The following is a 19,818-nucleotide window of genomic DNA, read 5'->3' as shown; positions in this document are numbered from 1 at the left end:
TCATTTTGTGCCTTAGAGGCTACGTTGATCAGTTTTGACCTCAATCATCACATTACATGAGCTGAGGAGTGCGCCGAATCTCGACCGCGCGAATTTTAACCTATTTATTACAGGTTTATAACGAATAAAACAGATCAGGCGAAAAAAATTTAAATCTCAGCACCACCGGTCTTAATGTGCTCTACGCCTTTATCAATTAATTTATCTTTTAACTCACCGTCTTTTAGCGGCTCGTCACTTTGCCAGAGTTTGGGCAATACTTGTTGTGCGAATTTAACAGCCGGCATCAAGTGTGGAACGAGCCTCGACTCATTCCAAAAGGCACTTGAATTCATGCCAAGAGCTTGCATTAACACCAACATAACGGCCGATATTGCGATTGCTCTCACGAATCCGGTTGCAATACCGAGGACTCTGTCGACCCCTTTGATCGGCCCGCGCACCACAATTTTAGTTACCACATAGGAAATTAAGGCGAAAACAAACAGCGTACCGATAAACACCAAGGCAAAGCCAGCTGAATTTCTGATTCGCCCTTCACCTAAACTCGCAAATTGAGCCAACCACTCCCCTGCTTGCACACAATAAGTATAGCCAAGCCAAAACGCCAAAATCCAAGATATGATTGATAAGGCTTCTTTCACAAATCCACGCATAACGCCAACGACGGTCGAAATGATAAAAATTGCGAGTAGTATTAAATCAAAAGCAGTCATAGATAATCTATCAATATATTTAAAGAGTGCAATGGTACAGACCTTGCCAGGGGGAAGGCTACAAAAAGAAGGTCAATTTTCAAAAACTATTCCAAGAACAACCGAATTCACTGCTAAGGGTAAACACGAATAAAGCCGCGCTTACCCATTATTTTTTCAAGTCTGTCATTCTCATTTCCAGCCTTATTTCGTGACTCAAATGGCCCAAGCCATATTCGAGTTCCGGTTTTCTTTCCCCTATTAGTATCTACGATCGTAGTTTGCGGAGAAAACCCTTTGGTCTTTAACTCACTCACTAACTTTGAAGCGCCATTTTTGTCAGTCAAAAGCTCAACTTGAACCACCCATCCTACATCAAGCTTTCGCACAGGTGATGACGAACTAACAACCTCGGGCTTTTTACTTTGATGGGTGCTTTTGGCTACCTTATTGCTATTAGCATTGTCTTTAGCGCCGCCATTCTCTGCCCTCGCTTGTTGAGGTTTTTCGGCCTGACTCTTTGTCCCGCCCCCACTGTCTGCAACTTTGGTTACCACAGCCGCTGCAATCTTACTTTCAGCTGCCTGATCTTTGGCCTTTTCAGGGGGCTTCTTCTCGTCTAGTTTTTCTGGCTTATTAGGCGAACTCCCTACAGGAGTAATTTTTGACACGTAGACCGATTCTTCAGGCTCTTCAAAAATTTCATTTTCCCCCTCTAATTCGGCTAGCACTTCATCTTCAAATGTAGATCGAAGTACGGCTTGATTATCAGCTGACGTAACCATTTCATCGGCAGGACCTTTTTGCGCCTCGCTGGGGGGGCCAAGCAGCCAGGGCAACACCAACACTCCAAAAAATATCAGAACCCCCGCACCAGTGATCCGATGCTTTAAATTTATTTCGTCGGCAGACGCACTCTTGGATTTGGTCTTTTTTTCCATTCGCTTACAAATTCTAATTATCATTATCGTCCGCGGACAATAAGTCCGAAGAACACCTAATTATATCACCTGCGATATAGAATGATCCAAAAACAACCAAACAGTCATCCTCTCGCAACTGAACCATAGCCGCTTTATACGCTTGGGTCACATTATTATGAATCGAGGCTGAACCACCACTGAACAGAGAACGGCTGCCTCTTAACACAGATAACAAATATTCGGCACTTGCCCCGCGGGGTGCGTCGATCCCTGCGAAATGCCAAACATCGATCTGATCGGATAAAATCTCAAAACAAACACCAATTTCTTTATCCTTAAGCATCCCACACACACCAACAATACGGCCAGCAATATTTCGAGCAGCAAGAAAATTCGATAACCTCTCGACCGATGCTTCGTTGTGAGCGACATCCAACACAATCAGTGGATGTTCAGAAATAATTTGACAGCGGCCAACAAGTGCAGCGCGACCGATTCCACTAGCAATACTTTCTGTGTTTGCTAACAAATGCGGATCTAAAAGCTCCAATGCTCTTATAGCTAGGCATGCGTTATCTAACTGGACTCCTGACTGTCCAAAAGGAAGAGGTAAATTCCCAACCGTAGAATGCTCAGAGCTATACTCCCAACTATTGGTCTCTACTAGACTGCCTCTGAACTCCTGTTCGAGCACATTCGGAACGGCCTTTATCGACGCAAGGTGGTTCATCATTGACTTTTGCGGTTTCCTGACGCCAACGACACAAGGCGCCGATTCGCGGGCAATACCTACCTTCTCGAAAGCAATTTTTTCCAAGGTGTCGCCCAACCAGTCCGTATGATCTAATGAGATACTGGTAATGATAGCTATGTCTGAATCGACAACATTCACCGCATCAAGGCGCCCCCCAAGCCCCACTTCAAGAATCGCTATATCAACATTGGCCTGTGCAAAGATAATACAAGCCAAAAGCACACCGTACTCGAAATACGTTATCGCAACGTCGCCTCTCGTTTCTTCAACCAACCTAAACGCCGACAGTAACGCCTCATCCGCCACATCGATCCCACCAACATTAAATCGCTCATTAAAATGTGATATGTGCGGAGATGTAAACTTAGCTGCGCAAAAGCCAGACTCAAGCAGCAGGCTCAATAACAATTCAGACGTTGATCCTTTGCCATTGGTGCCAGCAACGCTAATCACTTTGAACGGCACACCTGCTGGAAATAATGACCTATAGACGAGATCTACACGCTCTAGTGACAGGTCAATTTCCCGCGCGTGTAATGTCTGGATATAGTCGACCCATGCTTCGACCGAATCTGAATCAAACATGAGGTTGCTGGTCTGCCAGAACTGAATTCCGTTCCGCGTCGGAGATACCTACTTGCCTTACGAGATTGGCTAATTTCTCCATAGACTTTCGACCAGGGCTCAACTCTACACCGCTGTTTACATCCACAGCATAGGGTTTTAGAGAACCAACGCGGTTACCGACATTATCTGGGCTCAAACCACCAGCAAGGACTAATTTTTGCTTCAAGGACTGCGTCGGCCACAAATCGGCACTCAATACTTTGCCTGTTCCTCCGTGCACTCCACTGACAAATGGGTCCAATAAAATCGCCTGGGCTCCCGGGTAAGCCTGAGCTTCTCGCTCTACCTGGCCGCGTGACTGAGCTCGAATAGCTTTTACAAAAGGCAAATTAAGAGCCTCAATCATGTCAGGAGATTCACAGCCATGATACTGAATAAGATCTAAACCAATGTCGTTGTAATAATCGCTAACTAAGGATTCATCAGCGTCTACGAACACTCCCACCAAAGTCACAAAAGCGGGAACTACCGCTCGGATGTGTTTAGCTTCCTCTACCGTGGCTAATCGAGGACTGTTGGCGTGCAATATGATTCCGACGGCATCAACACCTAACTTTATCGCTGACTGGACCTCATCTGGGCTTTTCATCCCACATACTTTTATTCTGGTTCTTATACTCATCTAAATTATCAAGTTACACACGCGAGGAAGCCTACCAATACGAAACTGTTTTGAATGCACTCGGCAGGTTGTGTTCAGCTGGGTAGTCTACTCCGGTCAAATACAGCCCATGAGGAGGCGCTGTAACGCCCGCCTTTCTGCGATCTCTTACCTCCAGTAACTCTGTGAACCAAGCTTTCTCACGCTTAGAACACCCTACCTCAATCAAGCTACCTGCGATATTACGAACCATGTGCTGAAGAAATGCGTTCGCTTTCACATCAAACCACACCCAATCGCCGGATCGAGCCAACTTAAATGACTCAATCGTTCTCACGGGCGAATGCGCTTGACAACCTGCGGCTCGAAATGACGTAAAGTCGTGCTCACCGATCAAGTATTTACCAGCATTTGCCATCAATTGATCATCCAGGGGCTTATGTTCATGCGTAGCTAGATTTCGGTATAACGCGCTCTTTATTGGTGAGTTATAGATCACAAACCGATAAGAACGACTTAAGGCAGAAAATCTGGCATGAAACTCCTCAGACACCTCCTTAACCCAAAGAATTCGTACATCTTCTGCCATAAAACGATTCGAGCCACGACACCAAGCAAAAAGAGGACGCTCCACTTGCGTATCAAAGTGTATTACTTGATGGCGGCCGTGCACACCGGTATCGGTTCGTCCCGCTGTAATTATTGATACTGGCTCAGAAGCGACCTTACTCAGAGCTGCTTCGACTTCTTCTTGCACTGTTCTGACATCATGCTTTTGGGCCTGCCATCCACTGAAGCGGGAGCCATCGTATTCTACACAAGCTGCAAACCTCATTCAAAACCCTCTCTCTTTCACAATAGTGCGCGACATAGACGAAAAAAGAGCTCATAACCCTTTCGGATAGGAGCTCTTTTTATAAACTAACACACACTCAATCCTAATTAAGGTGTATGGACGTAAAGTTTACTGACTAGCTGTTCATTGAGTCCAACAATTCCTTAGAATTAGCAATCAACTCATCGCTATTTTCGGGATTTGCAACTAACTCTTCTAAAATTTTACGAGCACCATCGTCATCACCTAGATCGACAAACACTTTAGCCAACTCATACTGAGTTTGAGCCTCATCGTAATCCGGATCAATAACTAAATCGCTCACTTCAGGAACTTCACTAAACTTCCGTTCCTCACCAGCATCATCTAGATCATCGTCGACACTTTCGAAATCCAGCACTAAATCATCCTCGCTCAACTGCTCTATATCGTCAGCGTCGTCGGACAAATGTAATTCCACCACGTCTTCATCATCGCCACTGTCGGTGTTGAACTCCAAAACGCTACCATCATCGCCCTCAACGGCCAACGCATCAATTTCGACCTCATCCAACTCGCTGATTTCCGATCGTCCATCATCAAAATTAATCAATTGAATCGACTCATCTTCATTAAGCGAATCAACCACTAATTCAGAAAGTTCAGGGTCTTCCGCTTCCGACTCATTTGAACCTAAAGCACTAGGAGTGGCCTCTTTTGCTGCAGAAGCACCCGTTTCGCCGACTGAATCAAAGGCTAGAAGGTCGTCGTCACTTCCACTGGAGTCCGGAGACTCTGTTGGACTCTCGATGTCAGCAGCCAATTGAGCGTCGGAATCGCTGTCACCAGCATGATCTACAACATCAAAATCATCGCCTGAAAGCGAGAACAAGGGGTTCTCTGGGACCAACTCCTTACCCATGTCACTTATTTCCTGCCACTCATCACCCGACATGGTGTCGCGATGCGCAAAAAGCTCTTCAGCAATACGTTCGAATCCTTCCGCGTTCTTATTCTTAAAGTACAATCCTAACAGTTTACGCTTCACATCCAATCGATCAGGGTGAGCAGAGATACCGTCCAGTAGCACTTCTTCCGCCTGTTCATCACGTCCATAGGCAATGTAAACGTCAGCTTCTGCAATTGGGTCTACTTCATCGGCTTGTACAACCGCATCACTGTCGCTGTACACAGTCAAAAAGGACGTTTCTTTATCGGCTGAATTTTCAGAGTCTGGGCGGACACTATCAATCATAGAGGCGGTCCTTGATGTCGACATTGAAGCTGACATCCCAGAAGCCGTGTCCAAATCCACGCTCTGTGAATTACTTTCAATCGACAGCATGCTTATTTCAAATTCTTCATCGGCTCTACGTCGTCTCCACAAAAACAAGCCCAATCCACCGGCAAGCAAGGCCCCTAAGCCGCCCAATACTGGCACCAATCCACCAATTTTCTCGAGAAAAGACTCCGAATCACCTGGTGCGTTAGATTTTGTTACAGGCGCTTGAGTTACTGGCTCGACGTCTTCTATAACTTCTTCGATAACACTTTTAGTTTCGTCACCACTTGCTTCGCCTAAGTCGTCAAGCGTACTTTCAATTGAACCATCTGCGTCCGCGAGCGCGTCGGTACTTTCGCCAATTGTCGCCTCGTTCGATGTCTGATCGTCATCTAAAAATTCACTAAGTGCGTCATCAACAGAACCACTCGCGTCTTGTGTGCCCTCCGTCAAGAATTCATCGATATCAGAGGTAGCATTAGCTAATGGCGCTTCTTCGATCGACTCATCAAGAGCGCCACTTTCGTTTTGACTAGCTAAGGTGGATTCTAGGCTGGCTAGCTCGGTGTCTTCAACATTTAGACTCATCAGCCTATTCATGTCATCCAACTGGCCTTCTAGGATAGAAATTCGCTCGGATAGTTCCTGATTTTCCAGCTCACTTGACGCAAGTGAACTTTGAAGTTGAGATATCTCTTGTCTTAACGCCACAACTTCGCCATCTGAACTGCTTCCTTCCGATGAAGAGACAAACGCGTCTAGATTGTCCGAAGCCCCGACTTGAAAACTATCACTGCTTTCACTTGAACCACTGCTTGAGCTATCAGACCCAAAGAGGTCTGAATCAGACGTGTAGGTGTCTTGACCTACGCCAATACCAGAGTCACTTGATTTTGAAACCAGCAAGCCTGGATCCCATTCGTTGACTTGGTCACGAAAAAACGTTTTGGCGGCGGCTACGTCCGTTGCTCGGATTTGATCTAGATCCCCAATCTTAAGAATAGAACCTTTGATCAATCCATTTATATTTCCACCGATGAAAGCATCCGTATTTTCTTCGAATAGAACCTTCATAATGGAATAAATGCTCAAATCAGGAACTTCTCGTTGCAACTCCTGAGCAATCAGGCTCAATGACTCTCCGGCTGCGACAGGACCATACTTGGCGTCATTGCCATCATCTTGAGACCCGTCATCTTGATAGCTAGGCTCGGCAACGGTTTCGGTCGGCAAAACCGGCGTTTCAACGACTTCCGGACTTGCATCTTCATAGCTCTGACTACTTGCTTCAGAATCATCGTATGTTTCATCGACCCCGACCGTACGAGGTTGTGAAATAGATCTCGGCGTTTCCGCAGCATAGACTGGTGGATCTATGAGTGCTGTGTATTCACGTAAGAAATTACCGCCAGACCAACTGACCTTGACTAAAAAGTGGATAAACGGCTCTTTTATAACAACATCATCGCTGGAAACACGAAGTACGGCATCTCCACCGCTTCGCTCAACATCTAATTTTATGTTTTTTAAGTATTCTGGATAATCAACACCTAACTTTTCAAACTCATCACGGCTAGCCAATTCAGCCTTGAGAGTGGAAATATCGTCACCGGGCCCGACACTCACGGCAATCACACCATCCAAGGGTTGATCTAAGTTTGATGAAACATCCAACACTCCCAAGCCTAACGCGTGCACGCTAGTCGAAGCTAAGAACAATGATGCAGCCAACCCTGCTGCTCGAACTGTGTGCTTCGCTTGTTTGCTAACGGAGTCGAACACCGAGCTAGCGATTTTGGAGAAAGATGGATGATTTTCGAGTTGTGCCATATTGCCTTCCGACCACTTTGCCTCCTTGGAGCTGTAGTGCTCCGAGGTAAGGTTATTCCGGTCCTGTCTTTGGTTGGGTTTGGTGTTCATCTTATTGCCTATTGCCATTCTGCACTCAAAACTCCTGGTTTCATCTGTTGCAAGCCTTTGAATCAGTTGGGTAAAAGATTGTTTTTGATACTTTTAAAATTATTATTTCCCATCAAAAGCAATCATCCGATTTAGTAAATGCAACCGCAGAAGTTCAATTTTTATTTTATGTTTTAGGTAGTTAGCGACTTATTGTAACAATTTACATCACTTATTAGCAACTTGTACAGTGTCTTCTTACAACACTGGGCATTAAATGCGAGTGACAAAGTGCTCGAGAGACCACTTTGTCGCACTCTTAAATGACTTAATTAAATATGATCACGAATTAGACACTCAGCGATTTGAACACTGTTGGTGGCTGCGCCCTTGCGAACGTTGTCGGCGACGACCCATAAATTAATCCCATTTGGATGAGAGATATCCTCTCGAATTCGCCCTACGTAAACCGGATCGGTGCCTGCAGCTTCAGTGACGGCCGTTGGATAGCCACCATCCTGACGATCATCGAGCACCACAATACCGGGTGCATCCTCTAACAATCTAGTAACTTCTTCTGCGGTGATCTTAGATTTGGTTTCAATGTGGCATGCCTCAGAGTGGCCATAAAACACCGGGATTCGTACAGCCGTCGGATTTACTTCAATGGATTCATCGCCCATGATCTTCTTGGTTTCCCAAACCATTTTCATCTCTTCCTTGGTATAACCGTTATCCATAAAGACATCGATTTGCGGAAGCGCATTGAACGCAATCTGTTTTGGGTAAACGTCAGTTTCAATCTTTTTAGCATTCAAAAGGCTAGCAGTCTGCCCAGCCAGTTCTTCCATGGCATCTTTTCCAGTCCCAGACACCGCTTGATAGGTACAAACATTAACGCGCGTTATGCCCACTGCGTCATGAATTGGTTTCAGGGCGACCAGCATTTGTATTGTCGAACAATTGGGGTTAGCAATAATATTAGTTTCTCTGTAATCCGCTATCGCATGAGCATTGACTTCAGGAACAATCAGAGGCTTATCTGTGTCGTAACGAAAATGAGATGTGTTGTCGATCACCACGCAGCCAGCAGCAGCGGCCTTTGGCGCGTACTCCGCTGATATTGATCCGCCCGCAGAAAACAGACCTATATGAACTTGAGAGAAATCGAAATCAGCAAGATTTGTGACGCGAATACTTTTCCCCTTAAACTTCTTCGTAGTTCCAGCAGAACGTTCGCTTGCTAGAAGGTACAACTTATCAACAGGGAAGTCGCGCTCCTCGAGCACTTCCAATAGTGTTTCGCCAACAGCACCTGTAGCCCCAACAATTGCAACATTAAACAGGCGTGAATCGGATTTTTCGCTCATTGTTCTCTCTTATAAATTAGGTAGTTATATCCAAATAGAATTGCCTTATACCGACCTACTACCAAAACAATTAAATTGACAGCAGAAGTGCTGCGCGCTACGGTGAATGCACGAAGGTGCAGACTTTAGGCGGACAAAGCTGCGGGATTTTATCACGCAGCGCTAACCCAAGGTAGGCGCTGAAAGACTAAACACGAATAAAAAGAGAGGTAAATGAGCAAGCACATTCCGCGCAGCTGCCAAGGATTTGCACAAAGACCAAAATTCAAGGCTTTTTGGACGTTTATTGCGTCTGAACTAGGGTCATCGCAACTATCTTTAAATGACTCTGCAACAAGACTGGATGAACTTTTTCTAACCAGCTCCTCGCATACCATGTTTCTTAAAGGCCTTATTAAGGGAAGCTTAAAGAATCCAGGCGGCAACTTAAACCAAAGCATCGACATGCATCAGCTTTTAGACAGTTTAGGCGCAACCGCTTATTCATTGAGAGCTGAAGAAAATGACGACTTATTCGACATTGAGCTGCTAGAAGAGATTGCTTGGCTAATTTCAACGCATTACTCTCATTGCTTCGCAACAAAACTGAACAGAGATAAATCTAATCAACAAGCGAAAAAGCACAAGACAACGGCGCAATTGATTTTTATTAAAGACTATCTAATAGCCCGCTAATAGCCCGACGAAACCGAAAAGTTTAATCGAAATCAGAAAACAGTTCAGTAAGTTGAGCTTCATCAATCATCGCGACACCGAGAGCCTCGGCTTTGTCAGCCTTACTGCCAGCATCAGTGCCGACAACAACGACTGATGTTTTCTTTGACACACTACCCGTAACCTTAGCACCCAATGATTGAAGCTTTTTCTTGGCATCAGTTCTTCCCATGGATGAAAGCCCACCAGTTAACACAAAAATTTTGCCCGATAAGGGCAAGTCATCAATGTCGGGGAGAGTAGAAACGTCTATTTTTTGATACCTTACGCCGTTGTCTTCTAAGTCTTTGATCACTTTTCGATTATTTACATCACCAAAAAATTGCACAATATTCTTTGCCACAATTGGACCAATATCGGGAAGCGCCTCAAGCGCAGCTTGATCTGCATCAGATAAGGCCTCTAAACTTCCATAGGTTACAGCTAACTGCTCAGCCGTTGTCTCTCCAACCTGAGGCACACCCAAGGCAAAGAGTAGCTTGGCAAGCTCCGGCTTTTTACTGCTCGAGATGGCTTCCAGCAAATTCTCTGCCGATTTCTGAGCAAATCCATCCAACGTCAACAATTGCTCAATATTAAGTTTATACAGGTCGGCTACCGTCTTGACGAAAGACGCGTCAACAAGCATTTCAACGATTCGCTCGCCTAACCCATCAATATCCATCGCCTTTCTCGATACAAAATGAGCAATTGCCTGCTTAACCTGCGCACCGCAAATCAGACCACCTGAACATCGAGAAATAACGCCCTCACCTTCTAAAACCACATCCGAACCACACTCTGGACAATGACTTGGGAAGGTGAACTCCACTGAGTCACTAGGGCGCTTCTCCAAGTTCACCTTCACAATTTGTGGAATAACATCGCCGGCTCGTCTGACGATTACGGTATCGTTGACCCTGATGTCTAAACGCTTAATCTCAGACCTATTGTGCAGAGTCACATTTGATACTGTGACCCCTCCGACAAACAGTGGCTCTAAACGCGCGACCGGCGTGATTGCCCCGGTTCGACCCACCTGAACCTCAATATCGCGCACACGAGTACTCTTTTCTTGAGCTGGGAACTTATGCGCCAAGGCCCAGCGAGGAGCTTTCGCTATAAATCCTGCCGACCTTTGCAAATCCAGCCGATCGAGTTTATAAACGATGCCATCTATCTCGTAGTCCAACTCAGCTCGCTCATCGGAAAGACGTGAAAAATAGTCTAAGCAGCCATCGACACCGGCAACCTGTTCTATCAGCGGGCAGATAGGAAAACCCATTTCACCCAGCTTTTGCAAAGATAAAAAGTGTGTTTCTGCAAACGAAACATCACTATTGCGACCAATTGAGTAGATAAATATATCGAGTGGGCGTTGCGCTGTTATGCGACTATCAAGTTGTCGTAAACTTCCCGCTGCGGCGTTCCGAGGATTGACAAACACTTTCTTGTTTTCACTCGCTTGCACTCTATTAAGCTCGGCAAACCCGGCGTGCGGCATGAATATTTCACCACGCACCTCCAACTCATCAGGGGCCGTACTGGGAAGGCTTAGCGGCACAGAGCGAATAGTCTTAACGTTCTTTGTGATGTCCTCCCCAACCTTACCGTCGCCGCGAGTGGCGGCATAAACAAGCCTGCCATGCTCATACATAATACTAACCGCCAACCCATCGAGTTTCGGCTCAGCAACGTAGTCCAAACGCTCAGCTTCATCGAGGCCAACTTCCTTTAATAGTCGCCTATTAAAATCATGTATGTCCTCATCTGAAAAACCGTTACTCAACGACAGCATTGGTAAGCGGTGTTGTATTTGAGTAAATGACTCTAAAGGCGACGACCCAACGCGTTGACTAGGTGAGGATTCGGAACGTAACTCAGGGTATTGCTCCTCCAGTTCGAGTAGCCGCTGCATTAAGCGATCATATTCGAAATCCGAAATCGAAGGATTATCTAGCGTGTAATAGAGGTTATTGTGCCGCTCTATTTTTAACACTAGATCACCATACTGCTCATTTATTGCAGCAGGCACATTAGAATTTTCACTCATTTCATTAACCTAAATAAGAACACCAATAACTCTTTAAACCATCAAAGAATTAGCCAAACTAACGCGTCATCAGGGCTAAAACAGTTTTTTAGCAACCGCATCACCCGGCGATAGGCCATCTTGCTGCATGCTATACGCAATATCAGATATTTGCTGCATTAAGGTTGAATACGTGCGCTGTGTCATGCCCTTACCTGCACGATCCACTACTTTTCCATCTAACCAGACAGCCAAATCGTTAGCGTCCTTTACCATCTGCTGAAACACAACCTCAGGATCTCTGGTCCCTGGCACATTCATATAGACAACCAAATCGTGAACCGGAGTTGCGGACGCCTGACCAGTTGACTGAATGCCAAAGTGTCCGTCGCCGTCAGTACAGGCAAGCCTATACAGCACCGTAATGTTGTTTTTCTGGCCCTCTGTCTTCATGAATATTCCATTTTTATCATTCGACATCATAAGGTCGCGAGCACAGCTCTGAATGTCCGCCATTCGAAAACCAGCCTTTGATTTGGGCACAACGTTCAAAACAGCCATTGAATCATAACGACGGCCTATTTGATCCAGCGCTTGAGCCTGCTTTAATGCCGAATCGATATCCATGGAAAATTCGAACGGAGCATCGTAACGATCACAGAATTGAAGGACCATTTGCTGAAAATCATGAAGCTCCTTATCGTTCATTGCGCCTTCTCTGTCGCACAACTGAATTGAAATTCCGAGTTCGAGAAAACGCGCAGTTGGCAATTCGAACTCCACGTCTCGCCACATGTCAGTAAGCTCATTCAAGCCATAAATATGTACTTTTCTATGAAACTTAAAATCGTGTTCCCGAAACAATGAAATCAATCCGCTCTGCTCAATCGGATTAGGGTTGAGTACTTTCGCAACCAAATCAGTAATGACGGAATCCGCGTCAGAAAACACTTCCGCCACAACCTCCTTCTGAGGCTCATCGTTTGTCGGCGCAGGATCCGAGGGCGGGAGTTTCGGCTCCAGCTTTTCAAAACCTACGTCAGAACCTTCAGGCTGCTCACTTAACGGTTCAGATTTTGCGGCGCTCGGACGAGGGGCGTTTAATGAAGGCTTCTTTAATGATGAAATCGCGGTCTTGGCTCTATTGAGAACCGAGTTCGACTTGGTAGGCGTATTTTCTTCCGAGACGTTAGCGGTAGACGTCTTAGTTCCAGTCGACAGTGAGGGAGACCCGTCGTCTGAACTCTCACTGCTCTCTGGGGACGATGAATCATCAACAGTAGGTGCAATAGGCGTATCTGCAAACTCATCGTTTTTTCGAGCTCTGGCAGGAGACCGTTGTTGATAAATCGAGTACGCCACAATCGCCGCGAACAACAATAGTCCAACCAAAAAGAATATTAAATATAGATCTGTCATGCCTAGGAGTGAAAATTCATTAGATTACAAACACCCTTGCCTATTGAGCAACCATGGCCGCTGCTTTCGCAACATCCACGGCAACCAAACGCGACACCCCTGGTTCAGCCATGGTGACACCGACCAGCACGTCAGCAACCTCCATGGTAATTTTGTTATGCGTAATAAAAAGCAATTGGGTTTTCTCCCCTAACTGCTTCAGTACGCCAGCGTAGCGCTCTACATTAGCGTCATCCATCGGCGCATCAACTTCGTCCAACACACAAAAAGGAGCCGGATTAAGTTCAAAAAATGCAAACAGTAGGGACACCGCCGTTAACGCTTTCTCACCTCCAGAAAGAAGATGAATGGTACTATTTCTCTTGCCTGGTGGGCGCGCCATAACCCCAACACCGGTATTCAGAAGGTCGCTTCCAGTAAGCTCCAAATAAGCACTGCCGCCGCCAAATAGCTTTGGAAAGAACTCTTTAAAGCCCTCGTTCAATTGGTCAAACATATCCTTAAAACGAGTTCGAGTTTCCTTATCAATCTTATTGATGGCAGCTTCAAGGGTCGCCATCGCTTCAGTCAAGTCCGCATGTTGCTTGTCAAGATAGACTTTCCGTTCCAGGCATTCTTCATACTCATCAATCGCAACCAAGTTGACCGCGCCAATGCGTTCCACCTTGCGAATAACGTCCTGTAACGTTTTTTCGATCTCTATTAAATCAAAATCTTCAGGCAAATTCTGCTGCAACAAAAGCATGGCTTCTTCGTCTTTATCAAGCCCTTCAGCGATCGTGTCACGTCTGACCAGCAACTCTTGGCGAGACATACGAATTTTTTCCAAGCTATCACGAACGCTCTGAGATTGGCGATCAAACCCCAATCTCGCTTGATCCGCGTTCTTCATCTGGTTTTCAAACTCGGAAGCGTCATTACGAGCCTTGGTCAATTCACTCTCCACACCCAGTCGTCGCTCTAAAAGACTCTGAAGTTGCTCGCGAAGGTCTGTCGTGGGGTCCTCATCAGACTCAATTAAAGCAGACAATTCAACCCGCCGAGCCGACTGACCAGCTAATTGTTGAGTTAATCGTTCAATACTTTCCAACAAACTAGCCTTACTCGATTGAGCTCGTTCTAACTCAATTTGCTTTGATTGTCGCTGATCTCTGGCTGCCTGCTCTTGCCCTCTGGAAATATCAAGCTCAGAGCTTAAGGTTGACCGTTGATTTGTCAGTTCTTCTCTGCGGACTTCAAAGTTCATCGCCAGCTCTTTAGCGTCTTCCATCAGCTTTTGTGCATGGCTCACGGCATCTTTTGCTGCAGCCAGTTGATCAGCCAAACCCTGCTGCTCTAACACCAAGTTATCTCTCTGCGTAAGCAGTTCCGCGCTTCGAGCCTCGATCCCACTTAATTTATTTCGAAGCTCACTACGTTGATGGGACTTACTGCGAAAATCGTTCCGACTTTGCTCGCGAGTAACTTCCAACTCTTTGATCTGAGCTTGCGCAGTTTCGACTTGAGATTGTATGTTCTGCAAATCATGGCTTGCAATATCAACTGAGTCGCCTAGTTTTTCTATCTGTGCTTCCCGTTGAAGTAAACCGCCTTCGGCTTTATCAACACCAAAAGAGGCCCAATTTGTTCCAATCCAACACCCTTCACGGGTCACTATCGATTCATGAGAGCTCAATAAATGCCGACCTTCAAGCGCGTCTGCCACACTGTCCGCGGCGTATACGCCATAAAACCAGCCTTCAACCTGAACATTGTTTCCGCTTACCTTTTCGGCCAGCAAATCGAGTTTTTTAGGGCCAGGTTCTGTTGGTGCAGAACTGTGGTCTACCAACCAAACTCGGCCATCTTTAAAATCTTCAAAGTCGTTTGCTAACGCCTCCAACTTCTGAACTGATACTGCGTTTAGCTGACGGCTCAACACGGTATCCACCGCTAACTCCCAGCCAGTTTTTACCACCAATTGAGATGCCAAACGTTGATTGTCCTTTATCCCCCTCAGTTGCATCCATTTATTGATCTCTTTATTGTTTTCTCCGAGCGCAGCAGCTTGTAACGCTTTTAATGAATTGAGTTGAGCTGAATCATCTTGAAGTTTGTGTCGGACAAGGTTATAGCGTTCACGATTATCATCAAGTTCAACACGCATGTTGACAACTTGCTGATCCTGCTCTTGAAGAGAACTCTCTAACTCAGAGCATTCACTGTCGATCAGTTCAACCGACTCCTTTAACTGCTGTATTTCTTCGATATTTAACTTTTCATCAATGTCGCCTAACGTAGAGGCTACCTGTTCGCTTCGTTGTGAAAAATGATGTATCTGGCGTTGCTGTTCCTCAATCCTAGTCGATTGCACTTCACGTTCTCGCTCTGGATCGGCAGCGTCTCGGTTAAGTTGCTGCCATTCCTCTTGCCAGGCCTGAAATTCTTCGTCAGCTTGCTGGAACTTAGCCAAAGCGACTTCGTACGCGTCTGACAACTCTTCGACCATCGGTTCTAACTCAAGCTGCGACATTTCAGCTTGCTCTAACCGAGTTTGATCCATCTCCAGATGCTGTTGAGCCTCACGCTCAGTCTCTGCCAAACGATCGAATTCCTCTTGCTGTTGCTGCCGTGTTACCCGAGCATGCTCTATAGACTGTTCTAAAGCGGCGATCTCCCCCCCCACACCATAATATTCAGCCTGTACAACATTGAGTGCCTCAGTCAACTCCGCTTGTTGTTGACGCATCGCTTCTATTTGCGATTCCACATCTCTTTGCTCAGAAACTTGAGCCTCGAACTCTGTTTGCAAGCGCTCCAGCTCGACATCCTTGGTTTTAACCTGATCGTGTAGGGTGGACCATCGGAGTGTTTTAAGCGTGGTATCGAGTTCTCGTTGCTCTTCCTTTAATTTTTTATATCGTTCTGCTTCATTGGCTTGCCGCTTCAGTCGCCTTAACTGCGTCTCCAATTCAGAAATAATATCTTCAACACGACTGAGGTTGTCGCGTGTGTGACGAATTCTATTTTCAGTTTCGCGCCGCCTTTCTTTATATTTGGAGATACCGGCCGCTTCTTCGATCAACACTCGAAGATCTTCTGGCTTGGATTCGACAATACGCCCGACCATTCCTTGCTCAATAATCGAATATGAACGCGGCCCTAACCCGGTACCTAAAAAGATGTCTTGAATATCTTTGCGACGGCATCGGCCTTTGTTAATGAAGTACTTCGATCCCCCTTCTCTGGTTAGCTCACGTCGAATGGCAATTTCCGCAAACTTGCCGTAAGAGCCCGGCGCCTTTCCATCTGAATTATCAAATACGAGCTCGACATACGCTCGGTTTACAGGTTTTCGCGCAGCGGAACCGTTGAAGATGACGTCATCCATGCTGTCACCCCTTAGGTTTTTGGCGGAAGATTCACCCATCACCCAACGAATCGCGTCAATTACGTTTGACTTACCACAACCATTAGGCCCAACAATGCCTATAAGATTATTGGGCACGGACACCTTTGTGGTGTCTACAAATGATTTAAAGCCCGAAAGTTTAATGTGTTTTAAGCGCATTAATGGTCCTTAGCCGACCCTAAAATTTCACTGATTACTCAGACTGAATAGACCCTAAAGCTAACTCAGTCGCTATTTCAAATTGACCAAAATTACAGTGGCGTAATACCGATCTAGGCAGACAGCGCAATGATCGGAAGTAAATCCTGTAATACAGCTGTTTTCAATGAAGAGTTGGCGTACGAATTCTTATTTATTATTGGCTCACCGCAGCCGCGACAAGCCTATATTATGTTTAGGTTAATGCGTAAGAGTAAGTTAAAATTGTCTGAGTTGAAACCATTGTTTTGTGATTGTTCACTATTTTAACTACTCAGATACCGTCGAAAATCACCAGAGTATCAAACTCCTCAATAATTAATCGTAGATCTCATGCTTAGCCACGCTCAAATTCAGCAATTTAAGATAGACGGGTACCTAGTTTTACCCAACATACTGGACAAAAAGACATTATCTTCATTGAGAATGACCACTGAACAACACCTGACTGACAGGGTGCAACCCTATGAGCTTGAAACTGACGTTAGCTACCCTGGCGCGCCACTTTCCGTTAGCTCTAAGGGAGGACAAACAATCAGACGCCTAAAGATGGCCTATCAACGCTCTGAAGTGTATGCGCAAATAGCACAGCACGAAGCGGTTACTTCAGCCATTAGACAAATAATAGGAGGAGATAAACTGCTGATCAATCCGAATCATCACAACTGCATTATGACCAAGCTACCAGAGTTTAGCTCTGTTACACATTGGCATAGGGACACCCGCTACTGGAACTTCAATAACAAGTATCTAGTTAATGTTTGGGTCGCACTTGGGCGAGAATCCTTGGATAACGGCTGCATGAAGATTCTTCCCGGCTCTCATCGCTGGGATGTCAGAAAAGAAGCTCTCGATGAAGCACAGTTCCTGATTCAAGATCACCCAGACAACGCCTCTAGACTGGAAACGCAAAGACTCGTTGAGCTAAATCCTGGAGATGTCTTACTGTTCAGCGCTCATTGCTTCCACGCGGCCGGTAAAAACACCACAAGAGCGGCGAAATACTCACTCGTATTCACCTATCACAATGAACTGACTACACCAATTGTAAACACACATTCTGCGAGCAGTCCCGCGATCGAGCTCTAACGAATTAGGAAAAACAGTACACTGACGTTACTTCGCCACCAAAAACCTATTTGAGCCCCGCATCACTCTTCTTAACTTTGGCCAAGAAAGGAGCGGTCAAACTTGTCACGTAAAGATAGTCGTCGGTTTCAACTAAGCCGGTAGTCGCATACAACCTACCGCTGGGTGCCTGTAAATTTTGAAGTACTTCTCCATCTGACGAAATACCGATAACCATGCCGTAGTCCTGAGGTTTCGGCTTCATGAATTCAGGCAGTCGTATGATGACCTTTCGCCAGAAGGGCTTTGCGGCGTATTTATCAATGTCTTTCGATCTCGGGCTCATCACGCCAACCCAAAAAACGCCCTCGCGCCCAGCACTTATATTATCTGGAAACCCAGGAAGCCCATCGAGTATGACCTCTCGATCTCCCTTTTTAGGCCCATCAACCCAAAGTTTCCATACCCTATATTCACCGGTTTCGTTCACCAATATAAATTGGCCATTAGGATCAGAGGCCACGCCATTAGCAAAGTTTAAGCCCTTTAAGACAATTCTGGATGTATTTGAAACAGGGTCATATTCCACAATTCTGCCAGTCTTTCCATGCTCAACTATGTCTAATATGCTGGCAGGGAGAGTACCACCCCATTTCTTTGCTCGAAAGCGTGTTGTCGCATCACTAAAATAAATTTTTCCATTTTTCGACACGGCAACGTCATCTGCATAACCGATGAGAGACCCATCAACCTGATCTACTGCGATGCTGACGGCCCCCTCAGGCGTTACTTTCTGAAGACCTAGGTACGCATTAGCAACCCAAATATTTCCTTGCTCATCTGCATCTAATCCAAGAGGGCGACCTTTTACATCAATCCACGGTTCAGAGACACGCTCATTCTTCTGAAAGCGAACTAACCACCCTTCATGAGATGTGGCCAATATGGAACCATCAGCTTCCAAAATTGCCGCCTCAGGACCCGTTTGTCGGCCCATGGTTAGAGACTCAAATTCCTCTAGCCGTGTATTACTAGCAAAGTACCCGGTAAAACCTGGGTCAATACTCGGCTGCCAAACATGAGGCGTTATCGGTACGGGCCAAAACGAAAAGTAAGCAATTGCGAGAGCGACGACCAGTGATATTAACGTTGGAATTTTAAACATAGTCTGCTCTCAATTTGTAAATTGCTTCGCTCAATCAAACGGACCGAATGGAACGAACATGGTTAATCTGTATTTGATAGTAACACCAGATAATTCGTCTCTCTAGACGGTAAACCCTCCATCGACCACTATCGACTCTCCAGTCGTATAACTGCTCGCCTGTGACGCGAGATACAAAACAGTACCAGCCATTTCCTCAGGCTCTGCATGTCTGGCCATGGGAATAGCAGACATCGCCATTTTGTGCATTTTTTCATTTTCGAACAGTGCGCCAGCGAATTTTGTCTTCGTCAAACCCGGCAACAGCGCATTTACTCTAATATTGTACTGAGCACACTCTTTTGCAAATGACTTGGTCATATTAATAACCGCGGCCTTAGTGATGGAGTAGATCCCTTGATTCATACCTGGTTGCAAACCATTGATCGAAGCCGTATTGATGATGCTTCCACCGCCACCTTCACGTATAAGTTTGGCGCCCTCTATAGACATAAAAAAGTAGCCTCGAATATTAACGTCTACTGTTTTATTGTAAGCGCCGAGATCGGTATCAAGAATATGCCCAAAATACGGATTCGCTGCTGCGTTGTTAACCAATATATCGAGTTGTCCATGTCGATCCTTAATCGACCTAAAAGTCTCATTGATATTATCCATATCACCAATATGACACGCCATGGTTTCCGCCGAACCCCCAGCTTGTTTAATTTCTTCCACTACGGCATCGCAAGACTCAGCTCTACGACTAGATACAATAACGTGCGCTCCGTGCTCAGCCAATAATTTAGCAATCGCTTCGCCAATGCCTCGGCTGGCGCCAGTAACCAAAGCGACCTTGTTAGACAAATCAAATAAATCTGTACTCATCATTACTCCTAATTATTACT

The 19,818-nt window shown here is 45.7% G+C and carries 14 protein-coding genes; 2 read left to right on the top strand and 12 right to left on the bottom strand.

Translation table 11 applies throughout. The annotated features are described in order from the left end of the window. Positions 1–149: 149 nt before the first annotated feature. The 7 genes from ABWW54_RS11060 to ABWW54_RS11030 form a co-directional block, all read right to left on the bottom strand. Complete coding sequence (locus tag ABWW54_RS11060; RefSeq protein WP_353412312.1) at positions 150–716, bottom strand: CvpA family protein; 567 nt, start codon at positions 714–716, stop codon at positions 150–152. 113 nt (positions 717–829) lie between these two features. Continuing rightward, positions 830–1,636: an SPOR domain-containing protein gene (locus ABWW54_RS11055; protein WP_353412311.1), complete on the bottom strand. Its 807-nt coding sequence runs from the start codon at positions 1,634–1,636 to the stop codon at positions 830–832. Between the two features lie 13 nt (positions 1,637–1,649). Beyond that, on the bottom strand, positions 1,650–2,957 hold the full coding sequence (locus ABWW54_RS11050; RefSeq protein WP_353412310.1) for a bifunctional folylpolyglutamate synthase/dihydrofolate synthase: 1,308 nt from the start codon (positions 2,955–2,957) through the stop codon (positions 1,650–1,652). Then, complete coding sequence (locus tag ABWW54_RS11045; protein WP_353412309.1) at positions 2,950–3,621, bottom strand: phosphoribosylanthranilate isomerase; 672 nt, start codon at positions 3,619–3,621, stop codon at positions 2,950–2,952. The genes ABWW54_RS11050 and ABWW54_RS11045 overlap by 8 nt, the downstream gene beginning before the upstream one ends. A 31-nt stretch (positions 3,622–3,652) precedes the next feature. Continuing rightward, entirely contained in the window at positions 3,653–4,435 is a 783-nt protein-coding gene (gene truA, locus ABWW54_RS11040) for a tRNA pseudouridine(38-40) synthase TruA (RefSeq protein ID WP_353412308.1), read from the bottom strand. A gap of 136 nt (positions 4,436–4,571) precedes the next feature. After that, positions 4,572–7,616 carry a FimV/HubP family polar landmark protein gene (locus tag ABWW54_RS11035; protein WP_353412307.1) on the bottom strand — a complete coding sequence of 1,015 codons (3,045 nt, stop codon included), beginning with the start codon at positions 7,614–7,616 and terminating at the stop codon, positions 4,572–4,574. Between the two features lie 311 nt (positions 7,617–7,927). Beyond that, complete coding sequence (locus ABWW54_RS11030) at positions 7,928–8,965, bottom strand: aspartate-semialdehyde dehydrogenase (RefSeq protein WP_353412306.1); 1,038 nt, start codon at positions 8,963–8,965, stop codon at positions 7,928–7,930. Between the two features lie 213 nt (positions 8,966–9,178). Here ABWW54_RS11030 and ABWW54_RS11025 point away from each other — a divergent pair, with 213 nt between their 5' ends. After that, positions 9,179–9,640, top strand: a complete 462-nt coding sequence (locus ABWW54_RS11025; protein WP_353412305.1) for a hypothetical protein — start codon at positions 9,179–9,181, stop codon at positions 9,638–9,640. A 22-nt stretch (positions 9,641–9,662) separates the two neighbouring features. Here ABWW54_RS11025 and ligA read toward each other — a convergent pair whose 3' ends face one another. The 3 genes from ligA to smc form a co-directional block, all read right to left on the bottom strand. Beyond that, the gene (gene ligA, locus ABWW54_RS11020; protein WP_353412304.1) at positions 9,663–11,711 is read right to left on the bottom strand and encodes an NAD-dependent DNA ligase LigA; all 2,049 of its coding nucleotides are present in this window, start codon (positions 11,709–11,711) and stop codon (positions 9,663–9,665) included. 75 nt (positions 11,712–11,786) lie between these two features. Continuing rightward, on the bottom strand, positions 11,787–13,109 hold the full coding sequence (locus ABWW54_RS11015; RefSeq protein ID WP_353412303.1) for a cell division protein ZipA C-terminal FtsZ-binding domain-containing protein: 1,323 nt from the start codon (positions 13,107–13,109) through the stop codon (positions 11,787–11,789). 40 nt (positions 13,110–13,149) lie between these two features. Continuing rightward, the gene (gene smc / locus ABWW54_RS11010; RefSeq protein ID WP_353412302.1) at positions 13,150–16,659 is read right to left on the bottom strand and encodes a chromosome segregation protein SMC; all 3,510 of its coding nucleotides are present in this window, start codon (positions 16,657–16,659) and stop codon (positions 13,150–13,152) included. A 372-nt stretch (positions 16,660–17,031) separates the two neighbouring features. Between smc and ABWW54_RS11005 the strand changes: the two genes are divergently transcribed. Then, complete coding sequence (locus ABWW54_RS11005) at positions 17,032–17,787, top strand: phytanoyl-CoA dioxygenase family protein (protein ID WP_353412301.1); 756 nt, start codon at positions 17,032–17,034, stop codon at positions 17,785–17,787. A gap of 46 nt (positions 17,788–17,833) precedes the next feature. Here the strand turns inward: ABWW54_RS11005 and ABWW54_RS11000 are convergent, their stop codons facing one another. Next, positions 17,834–18,931, bottom strand: coding sequence for an SMP-30/gluconolactonase/LRE family protein (locus ABWW54_RS11000; RefSeq protein WP_353412300.1), 1,098 nt, complete (start codon positions 18,929–18,931; stop codon positions 17,834–17,836). A gap of 102 nt (positions 18,932–19,033) precedes the next feature. Then, positions 19,034–19,798, bottom strand: a complete 765-nt coding sequence (locus ABWW54_RS10995) for an SDR family oxidoreductase (RefSeq protein ID WP_353412398.1) — start codon at positions 19,796–19,798, stop codon at positions 19,034–19,036. Positions 19,799–19,818: the final 20 nt, after the last annotated feature.

The sequence above is a fragment of the Arenicella sp. 4NH20-0111 genome, from assembly GCF_040366405.1.
Taxonomy (GTDB): Bacteria; Pseudomonadota; Gammaproteobacteria; order Arenicellales; family Arenicellaceae; genus Arenicella.
This window is presented reverse-complemented; position numbering and strand designations above follow the sequence as displayed.

Bases quoted from the DNA above. Each gene is read 5' to 3' on its own strand.
- ABWW54_RS11060 (WP_353412312.1), bottom strand. From the start codon at position 716: ATGACTGCTTTTGATTTAATACTACTCGCAATTTTTATCATTTCGACC.
- ABWW54_RS11045 (WP_353412309.1), bottom strand. From the start codon at position 3,621: ATGAGTATAAGAACCAGAATAAAAGTATGTGGGATGAAAAGCCCAGAT.
- ABWW54_RS11055 (WP_353412311.1), bottom strand. From the start codon at position 1,636: ATGGAAAAAAAGACCAAATCCAAGAGTGCGTCTGCCGACGAAATAAAT.
- truA (WP_353412308.1), bottom strand. From the start codon at position 4,435: ATGAGGTTTGCAGCTTGTGTAGAATACGATGGCTCCCGCTTCAGTGGA.
- ABWW54_RS11005 (WP_353412301.1), top strand. From the start codon at position 17,032: ATGCTTAGCCACGCTCAAATTCAGCAATTTAAGATAGACGGGTACCTA.
- ligA (WP_353412304.1), bottom strand. From the start codon at position 11,711: ATGAGTGAAAATTCTAATGTGCCTGCTGCAATAAATGAGCAGTATGGT.
- ABWW54_RS11030 (WP_353412306.1), bottom strand. From the start codon at position 8,965: ATGAGCGAAAAATCCGATTCACGCCTGTTTAATGTTGCAATTGTTGGG.
- ABWW54_RS11000 (WP_353412300.1), bottom strand. From the start codon at position 18,931: ATGTTTAAAATTCCAACGTTAATATCACTGGTCGTCGCTCTCGCAATT.
- ABWW54_RS11050 (WP_353412310.1), bottom strand. From the start codon at position 2,957: ATGTTTGATTCAGATTCGGTCGAAGCATGGGTCGACTATATCCAGACA.
- ABWW54_RS11035 (WP_353412307.1), bottom strand. From the start codon at position 7,616: ATGAACACCAAACCCAACCAAAGACAGGACCGGAATAACCTTACCTCG.
- ABWW54_RS10995 (WP_353412398.1), bottom strand. From the start codon at position 19,798: ATGAGTACAGATTTATTTGATTTGTCTAACAAGGTCGCTTTGGTTACT.
- smc (WP_353412302.1), bottom strand. From the start codon at position 16,659: ATGCGCTTAAAACACATTAAACTTTCGGGCTTTAAATCATTTGTAGAC.
- ABWW54_RS11025 (WP_353412305.1), top strand. From the start codon at position 9,179: ATGAGCAAGCACATTCCGCGCAGCTGCCAAGGATTTGCACAAAGACCA.
- ABWW54_RS11015 (WP_353412303.1), bottom strand. From the start codon at position 13,109: ATGACAGATCTATATTTAATATTCTTTTTGGTTGGACTATTGTTGTTC.